Origin of the sequence: Paracoccus broussonetiae (assembly GCF_031854425.1) — a bacterium.
Taxonomy (GTDB): Bacteria; Pseudomonadota; Alphaproteobacteria; order Rhodobacterales; family Rhodobacteraceae; genus Paracoccus; species Paracoccus broussonetiae.
The window spans coordinates 105,358-121,352 of the sequence record NZ_JAVRQI010000010.1 but is presented as its reverse complement, the minus strand read 5'-3'; the positions used below and the strand labels follow the sequence as shown (position 1 = coordinate 121,352).

Genomic DNA, 15,995 nt, shown 5'->3' with positions numbered 1-15,995 from the left:
GCGCGACAGCGCCAAGATCAGGATCTGACCGATGCGGGACGAACTCGACGCCCAGGATGATACTCTGGAAGACATCCACCCGCTGTTCCGGGGCGCGCCTTCCTCGACCGAGTTTCGCAAGCTGAGGAAGCGTCTTGTGCGCGAAACCCGCGCCGCGATCGAAACCTATGACATGGTGCGTCCCGGCGACCGCTGGCTGGTCTGCCTGTCGGGCGGCAAGGACAGCTATACGCTGCTGGCGGTCCTGCATGAGCTGAAATGGCGCGGCCTGCTGCCCGTCGAGTTGCTGGCCTGCAATCTTGATCAGGGCCAGCCTGGCTTTCCGGCGACGGTGCTGCCCGAATTCCTGACCGATCGCGAGGTTGCCCACCGGATCGAGTACCAGGACACCTATTCCATCGTGAAGGAAAAGGTGCCCGAGGGGCGGACCTATTGCGCGCTGTGTTCCCGCCTGCGCCGCGGGAACCTGTATCGGATCGCGCGTGAAGAAGGCTGCCAGGCGATCGTCCTGGGCCATCACCGCGACGACATCCTGGAAACCTTCTTCATGAACCTGTTCCACGGCGGCAGGCTGGCGACGATGCCGCCGAAGCTGCTGAACGAAGAAGGTGACCTGAACGTTCTGCGTCCGCTGGCCTTCATCGCCGAGGCGGATTGCGAGCGATTCTCGCGCGCGATGAACTATCCCGTCATTCCCTGCGACCTGTGCGGCAGCCAGGAGGGCCTGCAGCGGATGCAGGTCAAGAAGTTGCTGGACGAATGGGAAAGCCGCAGCCCCGGCCGGCGGCAGGTCATGTTCCGCGCGCTTATGAATGTGCGCCCTTCGCACCTGCCGGATCCGAAGCTGTTCGACTTCACCTCGCTGATCCCGGGTATGTCGGATTTTAAGGATAAATCCCCGACGGATATTCCCGTTCTGCGGGAACGTTAACCGAACGGGAAGTTCGCCCGGCCTAGGCTTTTCCCGTGATCGACGATTCGGGGGCGGCATGGGTTACGCGGCAAGGGCACTGGCGCAGCTTGGGGCGCTTTTCCGTCCTGGACGGCGCAAGGGGACGAGTGATCCCGCGAACCCGCCCCGGTTCGGGTCCGACCAGATCGATCTGCAGTTTCAGCCGCAGCTTTGCTGCGATACCGGCCGCGTGAGCGGGTTGCGGCTTCTGCCGCAGTTCCGGCAGCCGGACGGGCGTGTGCATGGGCTGGCAGAGGTCGCGCCGATCCTGACAGACGAAGCGCTTAGCGATTGCATCATGGCCGGGCTCAGGCTGGCGCTCGTCGCGCTGCGCCGGTGGGACCGGTTGGGTGTCGGGCCTGACGTGTTGACCCTGGCGCTGCCCGACCGCGCGCTTGCCGATGCCTTTCTGGTGCAGGAACTCGTCTGGGAACTGGACCGCAAATGTGTCGAGCCCGCGCGGATCGAGGTCGAGTTTGCCGAAACCGGGGATGACCAGGCTGCACGGGGCCATGTGCTGGAAGGGGTGCGTATCCTGGCCCGTGCGGGTTGCCGCATCGCGATAGGAGAGTTCGGGACGGGCAGTGCCAGTCCCTCGGTCCTGCGCAGCCTGCCCATCCACCGGGTTCGCATCGGGCGCTTGTTCGTGGCCGGATGTGACCGCGATGGCGCGCAGCAGCGCATGATCCTGGCCTTGCTGGCGCTGGCCGAACATCTGGGGCTGGACAGTCTGGCCGACGGCGTCGTCTCGGTTGAGGAACGCTCGTTTCTGACCCAGATCGGGTTCGGGGCGGTGCAGGGGATGGGCGTCCTGCCGGTGATGGCGGCGCCCGCGATTGACGACATCCTGCTGGGGCAGCGTGAGCGCGCGCCCTTGCCCGCGCACCTGTTGCGTATCGGCTGAAGCAGGAACGTCGCGTCCCGATCCCGTGAACCCGCCCCCTTGGTCAGCGCCCTGCACAAGACATAATCGCGCGGGACGTGGTGGAAAGCGGGGATTCGGCCAAATTCCCTTGACCTTTGGCGGTCGCTTCTGTTGAAGCGGCCCGAACCCGTTGGGGTCGTGGACGACGAAGGGCTGAACCGGAATGGAAGACAACAACCGCAATCTCATCCTGGCGATGGTGCTTTCGGCCCTCGTCATTCTCGTCTGGTCGGTCTTCTTCGCCCCCGAACCGCCACCACCGGCGCCTGAAACCGCGCAAACCCAGGTTGCCGAGGGTCAGGCCCCCGGCGCAGCGGCACCCGGCGCTGCCGGGCAGGTCGCGGGCAGCCCGGCGCTTGCCGGCGCGAATGGCGCCTCGACGGATCCCTCGGCCCAGGCTGCGCGCCTGCCGATCGAATCGCCCTCGCTGAAAGGGACGATCTCGCTGGCTGGCGGTCGCATCGACGACCTGGAGCTGACCGGCTATCACGAGACGCTGGACCCGAACTCGCCCTATGTCCGGCTGCTTTCGCCGACCACGGGCGCCAAGGCCCAGCCCGAGGGCACACCGCTCGCGCCGGGCGGGGCCGTGGCTCCGGTCCAGCAGAAACCCTATTACGCCGTCTATGGCTGGATGCCCGCCGCCGGGACCGATCCCGCGCTGGTGCCGGGCCCGGCCACTGTCTGGCAGATCGAATCGGGCGACACCCTGTCGCCGAGCAAGCCGGTCACCCTGCGCTGGGACAACGGCGCGGGCCAGATCTTCCGCCGCACCTATGCGCTGGACGACAAGTTCCTGTTCACCGTCACCCAGTCGCTGGAGAATACCGGCAACGCCCCCTTTGCGGCCGCGCCCTATGGCATTCTGGCCCGTCATGGCCGCCCGGACACCCAGAACTATTATGTTCTGCACGAAGGCGCGGTCGGCATGACCGACGGCAAGCTGCTGGAAAAGAAATACAAGGACATGGCGAAGCTTGATCCTGCCGAGGGCGAAGGCCCGTCGCAGCGGATCGACGTCGCCGAGAACGGCTGGATCGGCTTTACCGACAAGTACTGGATGACGACGCTGGCGCCCGCGCCCGGCACGCCCTTTACCGCCGTCGTGAAATACGCCCCCGGCGTCGACATCTACCAGGCCGAGACGCGGATGGCGGTGCAGACCGTCGCCCCCGGCGCGACCGGCACCTCGTCGAGCTACCTGTTCGCTGGGGCGAAGGTCTGGGAAACCATCAAGGGCTACCAGGAAAATCCCGGCATCGACCGTTTCGTCGACTCGATCGACTGGGGCTGGTTCTATTTCCTGACCAAGCCGATCTTCCGCCTGCTGCACTGGCTGCACGGCTTCATCGGCAACATGGGCTGGTCGATCATCGGCCTGACCTTCATCCTGAAGCTGCTGGTCTTCCCGCTGGCGCGCAAATCCTACATCTCGATGGCGAAGATGAAGGAACTGCAGCCCCAGATGGAGGCGATCAAAGAGCGTACCGGCGACGACCGGATGAAGTACCAGAAAGAGGTCATGGAGCTTTACAAGCGCGAGAAGGTGAACCCCGCCGCGGGCTGCCTTCCGGTGCTGCTGCAGATCCCGATCTTCTTCTCGCTCTACAAGGTGATCTTCGTCACGATCGAACTGCGCCACTCGTCCTGGATCGGCTGGATCCATGACCTGTCCGCGCCCGATCCGACCAGCCTGTGGAACCTGTTCGGGCTGATGCCCTGGGCCACGCCCGGTGCCGGCAGCTTCCTGCACAGCTTCACCCTGCCGATCCTTGCGATCCTTCTGGGGATCTCGATGTGGATGCAGCAGAAGCTGAACCCGGCCCCCGCCGACCCGGCGCAGAAGATGATCTTCGCCTGGATGCCCTGGATCTTCATGTTCATGCTGGGCGGCTTCGCCTCGGGTCTGGTGCTGTACTGGATCACCAACAACACGATCACGATCGTGCAGCAGTACACGATCATGTCGATGCACGGCCACCGGCCCGACCTGTTCGGCAATATCAGGTCCAGTCTGCCGTCGCGGTCCAAGAAGGCCGGTGACAAGCCGAAAGGCGGCAAATGACAGGCCACATCGCCCGGATCCGTCGCTATCCGATCAAGTCGATTGGGGGCGAGGACCTGACCGGGGCGTCGCTTTCCGCGGCGCGGCGGCTGCCGGGCGACCGGGTCTGGGCGGTGCTGACCGAATCCGGGGAAAGGCACGCGGGCGAAGGCCCGCAGCCCGAACGCTGGCTGCCCAAATCCTGCTTCCTGCGCGGCGTGGCCTCGGCCACGCTGCAAGCCGTTTCGGGGGGCTGGGGGCAGGGCGCGCCCGAAGGACCGATCCGCCTGACCCATCCCGACCGGACCCAGCTTAGCTTCGATCCCGAAACCGAAGGCGCGCGGCTGATCGAATGGTTGCGTCCGCTTTGGCCGGAGGACAAGCCCGCGCCCACGCGGCTGGTGCGCGGCCCGACCGGTTGGACCGACGTGAACCAGCCCTGGCTGTCGATCCTGTCGCTGTCCAGCCTGCGCGATCTGGAATCGCGGATGGGCCAGCCGCTGGGGGTGGAACGCTGGCGGGCGAACCTGTGGGTCGACGGGTGGGAGCCCTTTGCCGAGCAGGACATGATCGGCCGTATCCTGACCATCGGCGATGTCGAGTTGCGCGTGACCGAAGCCATCGGCCGCTGCGCCGCGACCAGCGCCAATACCGAAACCGGCCATCCTGATTGCGACATGCCCGCGGCGCTTGCCGGGCAGTTCGGTCATCAGAATTTCGGCGCCTATGCCGAGGTGGTCACGGGCGGCCAGATCGCCCTCAACGACGAGATCCGCGCATGAAGGTTTCCTTTCCCGTCGCCCCCGAACCCGATCCCGAAGTGGCCGAGGCCGCGCGCAAGCTGTTTGCCGGGCCGGTCGACTTCCTCAAGGGCGTCGTCGCGATGGACGGGCTGCCGCCCGCCGATCGCCCCGAGGTCTGCTTTGCGGGCCGTTCGAACGTGGGCAAATCCAGCCTCATCAATGCGCTGACCGGCAGGAACGGGCTTGCCCGCGCCTCGAATACTCCGGGCCGCACGCAAGAGGTGAACTATTTCACCCTGGGCGAGAAATCCTATCTGGTCGACCTTCCGGGCTATGGCTTCGCCAAGGCCCCCGTCGCGGTCGTCGCCAAATGGCAGGCACTTCTGAAGAAATATCTGTCGGGCCGTCCGACCCTGCGCCGCGCCTTTGCGCTGATCGACTCGCGCCACGGCGTCAAGGATGTCGATCACGAGATCATGAAGCTTCTGGACCGCGCGGCCGTGCCGTTCCAGGTCGTGTTGACCAAGGCCGACAAGATTGGTGCCCAGGCGATGGACGCGACCATCGCCCAGGTCGAGGAAGCGCTGCAGAAACATCCCGCCGCCTATCCCGAGCTGATCGTGACCAGTTCGGACAAGGGGCAGGGGATCGCCACGCTGCGCGCGATCATCGCCGGGCTTGACTAAGACGTGAGCGCCAGGCTCGGGTCTGGACCTTGGGGGGATGTGGTCCTAGGGTCCGGGACCGAGAACAGGGGCTCCTGATGAGAAAGCAGAACATGAACCGTGACTGGATCGCCACCGCACGCACCCTTTCGGAGGCGCTGCCCTATATGCAGCGCTATTCCGGCGCGGTCGTCGTGGTGAAATTCGGTGGCAATGCCATGGGCGATGACGAGGCCATGGCCGAATTTGCCCGCGACATCGTCCTGATGCGTCAGGTTGGCATCCATCCGGTCGTGGTCCATGGCGGCGGCCCGATGATCAACGAGCTTCTGGGCAAGCTGGGCATCGAAAGCCGCTTCGTCCGCGGCAAGCGCGTCACCACCCGCGAGACTGTCGAGGTGGTCGAGATGGTGCTGTCGGGACTTGTGAACAAGCGCATCGTGCAGGCGATCAACGACGCCGGGGGCCGCGCAGTCGGCATCTCGGGCAAGGACGACGATCTGATGGTCTGCGAGGCGGACGATCCCGAACTGGGCTTCGTCGGTCGGCCGGTCGAAATGAACGTCCAGATCATCCGCGACCTCTACAATGCCGGGCTGATCCCCGTCATCGCCCCCGTGGCGACCGGGATGGAGGATAACGAGACCTTCAACGTCAACGGCGACACCGCTGCGGGCGCGATCGCCGGTGCCCTGAAGGCCGACCGGCTGCTGCTGTTGACCGACGTATCGGGCGTCAAGGACGCGTCTGGCGAGGTTCTGACCCAGATGCATCCCGATCAGGTCCGCGCGATGATCGCCGACGGCACCATCGCGGGCGGCATGATCCCCAAGACCGAGACGGCGCTGAAGGCGGTCGAAGAGGGCGTGCGCGCCGTGGTTATCCTGGACGGTCGCGTGCCCAATGCCTCGCTGCTGGAGCTTTTCACCGAGCATGGAGCGGGTTCGCTGATCCGCTCGACCGAGCCGCGGGTGAAGCCGCGCGGGTTGCGCCAGGGCGGCAGCGGACTGTAATTTCCGTATTCCCAAACGAGCGCTTGCCCGGCCGCCGAAAGCTGTGGCAGGCTCGCCTCACACAATCTCTGGCCGCAAAGGCATATGCATGACTCCGCTTGGATACTGCCGGTTGATCCTGACCCGTCATGCCAAGTCGTCTTGGGACGATCCGGCGCAGGATGACCATGACCGGCCATTGAATGATCGGGGCCGGCGGTCGGCGCGCGCCCTGGGGGACTGGCTGGCAAGCCGCGGCTATGAGCCCGAGGAAGTCTTGTGTTCGACCTCGACGCGGACGCGCGAGACGTGGGAACGGGTGGCCGTGGCGCCGCTTGAGGTGCGGCCCAATCTGCGCTTCGAACACGGGCTTTATCACGCCTCTCCGGAAGAGATGCTGTCGATCCTGCGCTCGGCCCAGGCGTCGACGGTGATGATGCTGGGTCATAATCCCGGAATCGCTCAGTTCGCGGCCCAGCTTCCGGCACGTGCGCCGCTTGATCCCGACTTCCGCCGTTATCCGACTTCGGCGACGCTGGTGGTCGATTTTCAGGTCGACCACTGGTCGAAGGTCCAGCCGGGACAGGGCAGCGTCCTTGACTTCGTGCGGCTGGACGGCAGGGACTAGACCGCAGCGGGCACCCCGTCTTCCCCAACATTGCAGCAGAAAAGCGAACAGGCCGGTCCCGAAGGACCGGCCTGTTTCGCGCTTTCCCTGAAGGGGGAAATGGTAGCGGAGGAGGGATTTGAACCCCCGACACAAGGATTATGATTCCTCTGCTCTAACCAGCTGAGCTACTCCGCCACGGAGTGCGCGCTAACTACGGCGAGTGGCGGGAAGCGTCAAGGGCATTCGCGACACTTTTTTCGCCGCGGCGCAATTCCTTGTGGATAGTTGTCAATTGATCCGATCGCCTCATGGCGCGCGCGAAAAAGGACCCTTGTTCATAGGTCGATCAGGATGTGAACAGCGGGGCTGTGGGCAAAGAAAAAGGGGCGAACCAGCGGCCCGCCCCCTTTCCTTGTAGTCATCGTCCCGGCGTCAGGCGCGGGCGCGGACGACCTGCAGCAGCGGCATCACGTCCGACATGTCCGGGCCATGGGCCTGACCAGTCAGCGCCTTGCGCAGCGGCATGAACAGCCCCTTGCCCTTGCGGCCGGTCGCTTCCTTCACCGCGGTGGTGAACTCGCTCCAAGACGTGTCGGAATAGGGCGGCGGCGGCAGCAGGGTCATCGCCTGCGCAATGAAATCGGCGTCCTCGGGATCGATCTGCGGTTCCGCACCCTTCGAGAAGATCTCCCACCAACCGGCAAGATCGTCGAGCTTGGTGATGTTCTGCGACGCCACGCGCCAGAACCGTTCGGCTTGGTCGGTGGGAACGCCAAGCGCCGCGATGCGGTCCTTGACCTCGGTGAAGGGGCGGGACTGGTTCGCTTCGCGGGTTAGCGGCCACAGGTCTTCGGCGTCGAACTTGGTGGGCGAGGCGCCGAACTGCGACAGTTCGAACCCTTCGGCCAGCTCGTCCAGCGACATGCGCAGCTCGACCGGCTGCGAGGAACCCAGACGCGCCATCAGCGACAGCAGCGCCTCGGGCGCGACGCCGTTCTCGCGCAGATCCTTGATCGCCAGCACGCCAAGGCGCTTGGACAGTTCCTCGCCCTGTGCGCCGGTCAGAAGGCTGTGATGGGCGAAGGAGGGCGGCGTGCCGCCCAGCGACTTGATGATCTGGATCTGGGTCGCGGTATTGGTGACGTGGTCCGCGCCACGCACGATATGGGTGACGCCCATGTCGGTGTCATCGACCGAGCTGGCAAAGGTGTAGAGCACCTGGCCATCCGCGCGGATCAGCACCGGGTCCGAGACCGAGGCCGCATCGATCGAGATGTCGCCCAGGATGCCGTCCGGCCATTCGATGCGTTCCTGGTCCAGCAGGAAGCGCCAGTAACCGTCGCGGCCCTCGGCGCGCAGCTTCGCGATCTCGTCAGCGGAAAGGTTCAGCCCGGCGCGGTCATAAACCGGGGGCTTGCCCATGTTCAGCTGCTTCTTGCGCTTCAGGTCCAGCTCGGTCGGGGTCTCGAAGACCTCGTAAAGGCGGTTTGCGGCGCGCAGGCCATCGGCGGCCTCGGCATAGCGGTCCAGACGGTCGGACTGGCGTTCGATCCGGTCCCAGGTCAGGCCGAGCCATTCCAGATCGCGCTGGATGCCGTCTGCATATTCCTGTTTCGACCTTTCGCGGTCGGTATCGTCCAGCCGAAGGATGAAGGTCCCACCGCTTTTGCGCGCGATCAGATAGTTCATCAACGCGGTGCGGAGGTTGCCGACATGGATATGGCCGGTGGGGGAGGGAGCGAAGCGGGTGGTTGTCATCGGAGGTCTCCTGTCGGCTTCGCTCTTTCACAAACCGTGGTTTTTGTCCATATCGGGACCAAAGACGAGGTTAGCCGATGCTTGACTGGAAGAACGCCGAATCCCCCGACGCCACCGTGATCGAGGAGCTGGCTCGAGAGGCGATCGCGGGCCTGCCCCCGGAATTCGCCGGTCCCGCGGCCCAGGTCGTCCTGCGGATCCAGGATTTCGCATCCGAGGAGTTCCTGGACGAGCTGGAGATCGACGACCCGTTGGAATTGACGGGCCTCTATGACGGCGTGCCCATGACCGAAAAATCGGCCAGCGACCCGCAACATTTCCCGGACACGGTCTGGCTTTTCCGGCGTGCCATCCTCGATGAATGGGCCAGCCGCGGGAATGTGAGTCTGGGGGCGCTGGTCTCCCATATCGTCGTTCACGAATTCGCCCATCATTTCGGATGGTCGGACGCCGATATCGCCGCCATCGACCGCTGGTGGGAATAATCCCGCGCGCGGACCGGTTGGTGCGACAATCGTATCCCTTTCCATGGCGGTGTTTTTCTGGCAGCAGGTGGCGATCCAGGGGGCAGGGACAGGGATGAGGAACGGCCGCACCCGCATAGCACGAACCAACGCGTGGCGCCTGCCGGTGCTGCGTGCGGTCGCGCTGGCGCTGCTGTGGCCCTTTGCCTGTTTCTCGCTGGTGCAGGCCGATACGATGCTGGCCAGCGACGCGAATGGCCGGATCACAATGATCCTGTGCGACAGCGACCTGCCCGTCGACATGGCGGTCGCGCCGGATGGCACCGTCTTTCCAGTCTCGGAACTGGATCGCCATCGAGAACTTGCCCTGCATGGGGCCTGTGATTGGGCACCCCATGCGCAGGCGCTGCACGATTCCGCGCCCGCTGCCCTACCGGCGCCGGTGGCGCTGGTCCATCCGTTCGATCCCGGCAGGACACCGCGCGGCCCGGCCGTGTCGCTGGCCCCGCTGCCGCCGGTGGCAAGGGGGCCGCCCGCATCCGTCTGATGATCCCAAATCTTTTTCATCGAATGGATGCCCAAATGAAGACTCATATCCTTGCTGCTTTGGCTGGCGGCGCGCTGCTTTTGACCTCGGCCCCCGTTCTGGCCCATGCCGGGCTGGAAAAAACCGAGGCGCCTGCCGGCTCGACCTACAAGGCCGTCATCAAGATCGGTCACGGCTGCGACGGCAAGCCGACCAAGACCCTGCGCGTCAAGATCCCCGACGGGTTCTATGACGCGAAGCCGATGCCCAAGCCCGGCTGGCAACTGAAGACCGTGACCGGGGATTATGCCCGGCCCTTCGACAATCACGGCACCGAGATGCGCAAGGGCGTGCGCGAAATCGTCTGGTCGGGCAGCGAGTTGCCGGATGAATGGTATGACGAATTCGTGTTCCGCGGCACTGTCGGTCCGGAACTCGTTGCCGGCAGCACGATCTATTTCCCGACGATCCAGGAATGCGGCAGCGCGCGCGAGGCTTGGATCGACGTCACCGGATCGGAGGAGGCCAAGAATCCGGCCCCAGCGCTGATGGTGACAGAGGCCAAGGGCGGCGGTCATGGCCATCACGCGGCGGCAGCGGAAACAGTCCCGGTCGCCGCGGCGGGCCATGATGTGCAACTGGGCGATCTTTCCATCACCCAGCCCTATTCGCGGGCCACTGCCCCGAAGGCCCCCGTCGGGGGAGGTTACCTGACGGTGACGAATGCGGGTCAGTCCGACGATCGGCTGGTCTCGGCCACCTCTCCGTTGGCTGGCAAGGTCGAGATCCACGAGATGACGATGGATGGCGACGTGATGCGGATGCGGCCCCTGACGGATGGCCTGCCTTTGCCCGCAGGCGCCAGCGTCGAGATGAAGCCCGGTGGCACGCACCTGATGCTGATGGAGCTGAAGCAGCCCTTGGCCGAAGGCGACAGCGTGCCCGTGACGCTGACGTTCGAAAAGGCTGGCACGGTCGAGCTTCAGCTTCCGGTCGGCCCGATGAATGCCAAGGGGGATGGTCATGGCCAGCACTGATCCCCGCTCGCTGCGTCCGCTGCGCATCGTTCTTTGGGTGCTGGTCGCGGTCGCGGCCTTTGCCTTGGCATGGTTCCAGCTGATCTCTCCACGCCTGCAGGTCCTGTCCGAATCGGGCACCGACAACATGGGCCGGGGCGAGTATCAGCTGATTGCCAGCGACGGCTCGACGTTTACGCAGGACAGCCTGAAGGGGCAGCCCTCGGCAGTGTTCTTCGGCTTCACCCATTGCCCCGATGTCTGCCCGACCACGCTGGGCGAGGTCGCGGGCTGGCAGGAAGAGGTTGCGAAGAAGGGGCAGAGCCTGCGGGTCTTTTTCGTCACCGTCGATCCCGAACGCGACACGCCCGAGGTGATCAAGGACTACGTCTCGTGGGTGCCGGGCGTGATCGGCGTCAGCGGCTCGCCCGAAGAGGTCGGCAAGGCGATCAAGGCGTTCCGCGTCTATGCCCGCAAGGTTCCTGGCGAGAACGGTGATTACAGCATGGACCATTCCGCCATGACCCTGCTGTTCGACAAGGATGGCCGCTATTCCGGCTTGATCGGGTATCAGGAAGCGCCCGAGCGCGTGCAGGCAAACCTGGCGAAGCTGGTGGAATGAACTGGAAATGCCGATGCCGGGCCCGATGGTCCGGTATCGGCACATGCGCGATCCTGGCTTGACCTGGCTTGCGGCTGGGACGGGCGGGGATGCGGGATGGAAAAGGCTGGCTGGCGTCGTCGCTGGCTCGCGTTCCTGAACCCGAGGTAGGGACGCGGCCGCGGCATGTCAAGAAAGAACATGCAAATCAAATAGTTGATCAATTTGCTTGGATTTACCCCCAGGTGTTTTCCCCGGGGCCTTGACCCTTGGCCGTGCATGGCTAGCTTGGCGCAAACAAGCGGAGGGCCGAGATGGATCTGATGGCAAAGGCGACGGCTGCGGTCGGCGCGATCATGGTGGCGCTGCGGCGCAAGGATTCTCCGCATAAGCCGGCCTTCGGCGCCAGCCCCGCGATTCCGGTGGCGAAGCAGCAAGGCATCATGACGCTGAAAATGCCGACCGGGCGCGGTTGGGCGCCGGGCCAGACGCCAGTCGCGGCACCGGGGCTGAAGGTCAATGCCTTCGCCACGGAACTGAAACACCCGCGCTGGATCGAGGTTCTGCCGAATGGCGACGTGCTGGTTGCCGAGGCATTGCAGGCCGACCGCAAGCCGCGCTCGCTGATGGATCATGCGATGATCTCGACCATGCGCCGTGCGCGCGCGGTCGGTGTCAGCGCGAACCGCGTGACCCTGTGGCGCGACAAGGATGGCGACGGCGTGGCCGAGGATCGCGAGGTCTTTGTCGAGAACCAGAACCAGCCCTTCGGCATGGCGCTGGTGGGCGACACCTTTTATCTGGGCAATACCGACGGGATCGTGGCCTTTTCCTATGACCACGCCTCGGCGCGGTTGGCGGGTGCGGGCAAGCGGCTGGTCGAGTTCAAGCCCGGCGGTCATTGGACACGCAGCCTGATCGCGTCGAGCGATGGCAAGCGGATCTACGCGGGTGTCGGTTCGCAAAGCAATATCGGGGATGAGGGCATGGCGGCCGAAGAAGGCCGCGCCGCGATCTGGGAGCTGGATTTGGAAAGCGGCAAGGCCCGGATCTTTGCCGGAGGCCTGCGCAATCCCGTAGGTCTGGCATGGGAGCCGCAGACGGACGCGCTGTGGACGGTGGTGAACGAGCGCGACGGGCTGGGTGACGAAACGCCGCCCGACTACCTGACTTCGGTGCGCGACGGCGGGTTCTATGGCTGGCCCTATTGCTATTGGGGCAAGACGGTCGATGACCGGGTCGCGCAGGACCCGCGTCTGGTGGCCAGCGCGCTGCAACCGGATTACGCGCTGGGCGGGCACACTGCCTCGCTGGGGCTGTGCTGGATGCCTGCGGGCACGCTGCCCGGATTCCCAGACGGTATGGTGATCGGCCAGCACGGTTCGTGGAATCGCTCGATCCTCAGCGGCTACAAGCTGATCTTCGTGCCCTTCGCGGACGGCAAGCCCTGCGGCCCGTCGCGGGACATCCTGTCGGGCTTCCTGTCCGAAGATGAAAAGGTCTCGTATGGCCGCCCGGTTGGGGTGGCGGTCGGGCCGGACGGCAAGTCGCTGCTGATGGCCGACGATGTCGGCGATGTGATCTGGCGGGTTACAGGCGCCTGATTTCTGCGCCTTAGCGAGCCTTCGGTCGGGCGCGACGTCGCGCCCGGCGTTGACATTTGCCGTCGCAGGGAATTTCAGGCAGGTTCCGACCGGGCACCAAGGAGGCAACGATGACGGAACTGCAGCAGATTGCCGAATTGCGGGCTTTGGGCGACGAAACCAAGGCGGCCGAGATGGCGGCCTATCACAAGGCGCCGCGTGTCTATCTTGGCGTCGCGGTGCCGACAATCGACGAACTTGCGCGCACCTGGCGGGCCGATCTGGACGTGGCCGGGCGGGTCGCGCTGGCAAGCGCCCTGTGGGACAGCGACATTCACGAGGCGCGCGTTGCCGCATCCAAGCTGCTGGTGCAGGCTCGCATTCGCCCCGATGACGAGGTATGGCGGCTCATTGCCTCATGGGTGCCGCAGTTTGATGCCTGGGCGATCGCAGATCACGCGATGAAGGCGGGTGAGCGGCGGCTGCTGGCCGATCCCGATCGTCTGGACGAGGTAGAAACGTGGCTGGATCACCCCGTCTTCTGGGTGCGCCGCGCGGCGCTGGTCGGCACCTTGCCCTGGACACGCCTGCGCAACCCCAAGCCCGCCGATCTGGCACGGCGCGAACGCGTCCTTGGCTGGCTGGAGCGCCTGGCGGACGACCGCCAGCCGTTTATCCAGAAAGCCATCGGCTGGTGGCTGCGCGACTTGTCGAAGCACGATCCGCAACGCGTCACCGAATGGCTGGATGCCCACGGCGCGCGCCTGAAGCCCTTTGCCCGGCGCGAGGCCGCGCGCTGGATCAAGAAGCGGGAAAACCCGGCTCAGCCTTCGTAAACCTCAATCTCGGGCAGGTCGGTCAGGCTGACGCCAAGCATCTGCAGCGCTGGAAGCGAGACCTGGCTGCCGCCGCTGGCCGGACCACCCAGAGGGATCAACCGCACATTCGCCGATTTCCCATTGGCCGGGTTCACGATCCGGCCACCGGTTTCCGTCTTCACCAGCGGTGTCTTGATCCAGAAGCCCGATTCCGAAGGATCGCCCAGCGACGCGATGGTCACGCCCAGCTTGCGGCCCGCACTTGCGGGGGCCGCAGCCCTGGCCTGTTCCGCGCCGGTGGTAGTGTCGAGCTGCGCGACGCTTTGCGCGCCGCCCACGCCGATGCTTGAGACGCCCACCGTCTTGCCCGAACTGCGCGGCGCGGTCGCCCCGGCGATGGCCGCGGATTCGGTCGTGACACCGATATCATCCGCCGCGGTTCCGCCCGAACCGGGGCGCCGGGCGCTGTCCCCCTGGTTGCAAGCCGCAAGGGCCAGGGTCATCAGGATGCCGCAGAAGCGCAGGAACGGCTTGGTCATGGTCGATGGCCCCCGTCAATCGTCGTTGAAATCCCGAAAAAGGCTAGCCTTTCGACCGCCGCCCTGTCCACCGCAACCCATCAACTTGGTTGCAACACCGTTAACCGATCGGCCGGGTTGTGCCGATACGACCCCGTGCCTATCTTGTGGCCATGGACGCGCATACCCCCCTGATCGACCCCTTTGCCCGACCGATCACCTATCTTCGGGTCTCGGTCACGGACCGCTGCGATTTCCGCTGTACCTATTGCATGACCGAGCACATGCAGTTCCTGCCCAAGCGTGACCTTCTGACGCTGGAGGAACTGGATCGGCTGTGTTCGGCCTTTGTCGGACTGGGCGTGCGCAAGCTGCGCATCACGGGCGGCGAGCCTTTGGTCCGGCGCGGCGTCATGGAGTTCTTCCGCGCCATGTCCCGCCATCTGGGGCGAGGGCTGGATGAGTTGACACTGACCACCAATGGCAGCCAGCTTGCGCGTTTCGCCGATGAGCTTGCGGCCTGCGGTGTGCGGCGGGTCAATGTCTCGCTCGATACGCTGGATGCCGAGCGTTTCGGCCGCATCACCCGATGGGGGCGGCTTCAGCAGGTGATGGAGGGCATCGAGGCCGCGACGGCCGCCGGGCTGCGCGTGAAGATCAACACCGTCGCCCTGAAGGGTTTCAACGAGGATGAGCTTTTCCCCTTGCTGGACTGGTGCGCGCGGAACGACCATGACCTGACCTTCATCGAGGTCATGCCGATGGGCGACATGGAGGAAACCGACCGGTTGGGCCAGTATTGGCCGCTTTCCGATTTGAGCCGGAAGCTGGAGGACAGGTTCACCCTGACTCCGCTGGCCGAGCGCACCGGTGGTCCTGCGCGCTATGTCCGGATCGAGGAAACCGGGCAGAAAGTCGGCTTCATCACGCCGCTCACGCATAATTTCTGTGAAAGCTGCAACCGCGTCCGCGTCACCTGCACCGGCGAGCTGTTCATGTGCCTGGGGCAGGAGGATCGCGCCGACCTGCGCGCGCCGCTGCGCGCCAGCGAAGACGACGCCGCTCTTGTCGCGGCGATCCGCGACGCGATTACGCGCAAGCCCAAGGGGCATGATTTCGACTATTCGCGTCAACAGGTCGCGGGGCAGATGAGCCGCCACATGAGCCATACCGGCGGCTGATCAGCGCCAGTCCAGCGTGGTGATGTCCTTGATGTGACGCGCACCGCGCAGATCGCCCGGAACCACCATGCGCAAGCCGTCGGGGATCGGCGCGCCATTCATCTCATAGGCCAGCAGGATCGGGCGGTTGCCGAAATCGGGGGCAATCTCTCCGATCGAGAAGGCGACCTGATGACCGTCGCCCGCCGTCACCAGCAGGACATGGCGCAGCGCCGTCTTGTGGTCCTGATCCAGAATGCCCTCGGCTTGCAGCAGATCCCACAGCAATACGCCCTTGTAGACGCCCGCTTCGATTCCCTTCGAACTGCGATAGGCCGTCGTGGCCTCGGTCGGGGGCAGGGCGGCAAGCATCGTCGCGGTCAGGTTCACGACCTTGCCATCCGGCCCGTTCAACACGGCCTGTTCCGCCGCCCAGGCACTGCCCGCCCAAGGGACCCCCGCAAGGGTCAGGGCGAGCAGGCCGGGGAGGAGCGCGCGGATTCGATGTGTCTGACGGTGCATAACGAGACGCTAGCAGAAGCCCACTGGCCGGGCAACAGGTTTGCGAAGAGCGAAAATGTTCCCGAGTTGTTCCGGTTTGGGTTGCCATTTCCCGTGTG

17 protein-coding genes and 1 tRNA gene are annotated in these 15,995 nt (G+C 65.1%); 14 read left to right on the top strand and 4 right to left on the bottom strand.

The annotated features are described in order from the left end of the window. The first annotated feature begins 31 nt into the window (after nucleotides 1-31). The 7 genes from ttcA to RM190_RS14120 all read left to right on the top strand — a co-directional run bounded on the left by ttcA (nucleotide 32) and on the right by RM190_RS14120 (nucleotide 6,949). Nucleotides 32-931, top strand: a complete 900-nt coding sequence (ttcA, locus tag RM190_RS14150) for a tRNA 2-thiocytidine(32) synthetase TtcA (protein WP_311760101.1) — start codon at nucleotides 32-34, stop codon at nucleotides 929-931. 58 nt (nucleotides 932-989) lie between these two features. Then, nucleotides 990-1,856 carry an EAL domain-containing protein gene (locus tag RM190_RS14145; RefSeq protein WP_311760100.1) on the top strand — a complete coding sequence of 289 codons (867 nt, stop codon included), beginning with the start codon at nucleotides 990-992 and terminating at the stop codon, nucleotides 1,854-1,856. Nucleotides 1,857-2,040: 184 nt separating this feature from the next. After that, nucleotides 2,041-3,942 (top strand): membrane protein insertase YidC, encoded by a 1,902-nt coding sequence (gene yidC, locus RM190_RS14140; protein WP_311760099.1) that lies wholly within the window; start codon nucleotides 2,041-2,043, stop codon nucleotides 3,940-3,942. Then, on the top strand, nucleotides 3,939-4,703 hold the full coding sequence (locus tag RM190_RS14135; protein ID WP_311760098.1) for an MOSC domain-containing protein: 765 nt from the start codon (nucleotides 3,939-3,941) through the stop codon (nucleotides 4,701-4,703). The genes yidC and RM190_RS14135 overlap by 4 nt, the downstream gene beginning before the upstream one ends. Beyond that, the gene (yihA, locus tag RM190_RS14130; protein ID WP_311760097.1) at nucleotides 4,700-5,350 is read left to right on the top strand and encodes a ribosome biogenesis GTP-binding protein YihA/YsxC; all 651 of its coding nucleotides are present in this window, start codon (nucleotides 4,700-4,702) and stop codon (nucleotides 5,348-5,350) included. The genes RM190_RS14135 and yihA overlap by 4 nt, the downstream gene beginning before the upstream one ends. Nucleotides 5,351-5,442: 92 nt before the next feature. Further along, nucleotides 5,443-6,342, top strand: a complete 900-nt coding sequence (gene argB / locus RM190_RS14125) for an acetylglutamate kinase (protein ID WP_311760169.1) — start codon at nucleotides 5,443-5,445, stop codon at nucleotides 6,340-6,342. Between the two features lie 88 nt (nucleotides 6,343-6,430). Then, nucleotides 6,431-6,949 (top strand): SixA phosphatase family protein, encoded by a 519-nt coding sequence (locus RM190_RS14120; RefSeq protein WP_311760096.1) that lies wholly within the window; start codon nucleotides 6,431-6,433, stop codon nucleotides 6,947-6,949. A 100-nt stretch (nucleotides 6,950-7,049) separates the two neighbouring features. Here RM190_RS14120 and RM190_RS14115 read toward each other — a convergent pair. Together RM190_RS14115 and gltX are read right to left on the bottom strand one after the other, a co-directional pair. Then, a tRNA-Met gene (locus RM190_RS14115) sits at nucleotides 7,050-7,126 on the bottom strand. A 237-nt stretch (nucleotides 7,127-7,363) separates the two neighbouring features. Beyond that, nucleotides 7,364-8,689: a glutamate--tRNA ligase gene (gene gltX / locus RM190_RS14110; RefSeq protein ID WP_311760095.1), complete on the bottom strand. Its 1,326-nt coding sequence runs from the start codon at nucleotides 8,687-8,689 to the stop codon at nucleotides 7,364-7,366. Nucleotides 8,690-8,766: 77 nt separating this feature from the next. Here gltX and RM190_RS14105 point away from each other — a divergent pair, with 77 nt between their 5' ends. The 6 genes from RM190_RS14105 to RM190_RS14080 all read left to right on the top strand — a co-directional run bounded on the left by RM190_RS14105 (nucleotide 8,767) and on the right by RM190_RS14080 (nucleotide 13,715). Continuing rightward, nucleotides 8,767-9,174 carry a metallopeptidase family protein gene (locus RM190_RS14105; RefSeq protein WP_311760094.1) on the top strand — a complete coding sequence of 136 codons (408 nt, stop codon included), beginning with the start codon at nucleotides 8,767-8,769 and terminating at the stop codon, nucleotides 9,172-9,174. Nucleotides 9,175-9,268: 94 nt separating this feature from the next. Beyond that, entirely contained in the window at nucleotides 9,269-9,700 is a 432-nt protein-coding gene (locus RM190_RS14100; protein WP_311760093.1) for a hypothetical protein, read from the top strand. Between the two features lie 35 nt (nucleotides 9,701-9,735). Next, nucleotides 9,736-10,716, top strand: a complete 981-nt coding sequence (locus tag RM190_RS14095) for a copper chaperone PCu(A)C (RefSeq protein WP_311760092.1) — start codon at nucleotides 9,736-9,738, stop codon at nucleotides 10,714-10,716. Beyond that, nucleotides 10,703-11,317, top strand: coding sequence for an SCO family protein (locus tag RM190_RS14090; RefSeq protein WP_311760091.1), 615 nt, complete (start codon nucleotides 10,703-10,705; stop codon nucleotides 11,315-11,317). The genes RM190_RS14095 and RM190_RS14090 overlap by 14 nt, the downstream gene beginning before the upstream one ends. Nucleotides 11,318-11,610: 293 nt before the next feature. Continuing rightward, entirely contained in the window at nucleotides 11,611-12,900 is a 1,290-nt protein-coding gene (locus RM190_RS14085) for a PQQ-dependent sugar dehydrogenase (RefSeq protein ID WP_311760090.1), read from the top strand. 110 nt (nucleotides 12,901-13,010) lie between these two features. Continuing rightward, the gene (locus tag RM190_RS14080; protein ID WP_311760089.1) at nucleotides 13,011-13,715 is read left to right on the top strand and encodes a DNA alkylation repair protein; all 705 of its coding nucleotides are present in this window, start codon (nucleotides 13,011-13,013) and stop codon (nucleotides 13,713-13,715) included. Here RM190_RS14080 and RM190_RS14075 read toward each other — a convergent pair. After that, on the bottom strand, nucleotides 13,703-14,236 hold the full coding sequence (locus RM190_RS14075; protein ID WP_311760088.1) for a hypothetical protein: 534 nt from the start codon (nucleotides 14,234-14,236) through the stop codon (nucleotides 13,703-13,705). The genes RM190_RS14080 and RM190_RS14075 overlap by 13 nt on opposite strands. A 152-nt stretch (nucleotides 14,237-14,388) precedes the next feature. Between RM190_RS14075 and moaA the strand changes: the two genes are divergently transcribed. Beyond that, nucleotides 14,389-15,396: a GTP 3',8-cyclase MoaA gene (gene moaA, locus RM190_RS14070; protein ID WP_311760087.1), complete on the top strand. Its 1,008-nt coding sequence runs from the start codon at nucleotides 14,389-14,391 to the stop codon at nucleotides 15,394-15,396. Here the strand turns inward: moaA and RM190_RS14065 are convergent, their stop codons facing one another. Then, the gene (locus tag RM190_RS14065; RefSeq protein ID WP_311760086.1) at nucleotides 15,397-15,897 is read right to left on the bottom strand and encodes a molybdopterin-dependent oxidoreductase; all 501 of its coding nucleotides are present in this window, start codon (nucleotides 15,895-15,897) and stop codon (nucleotides 15,397-15,399) included. It abuts the gene before it with no gap. Between the last annotated feature and the right edge of the window lie 98 nt (nucleotides 15,898-15,995).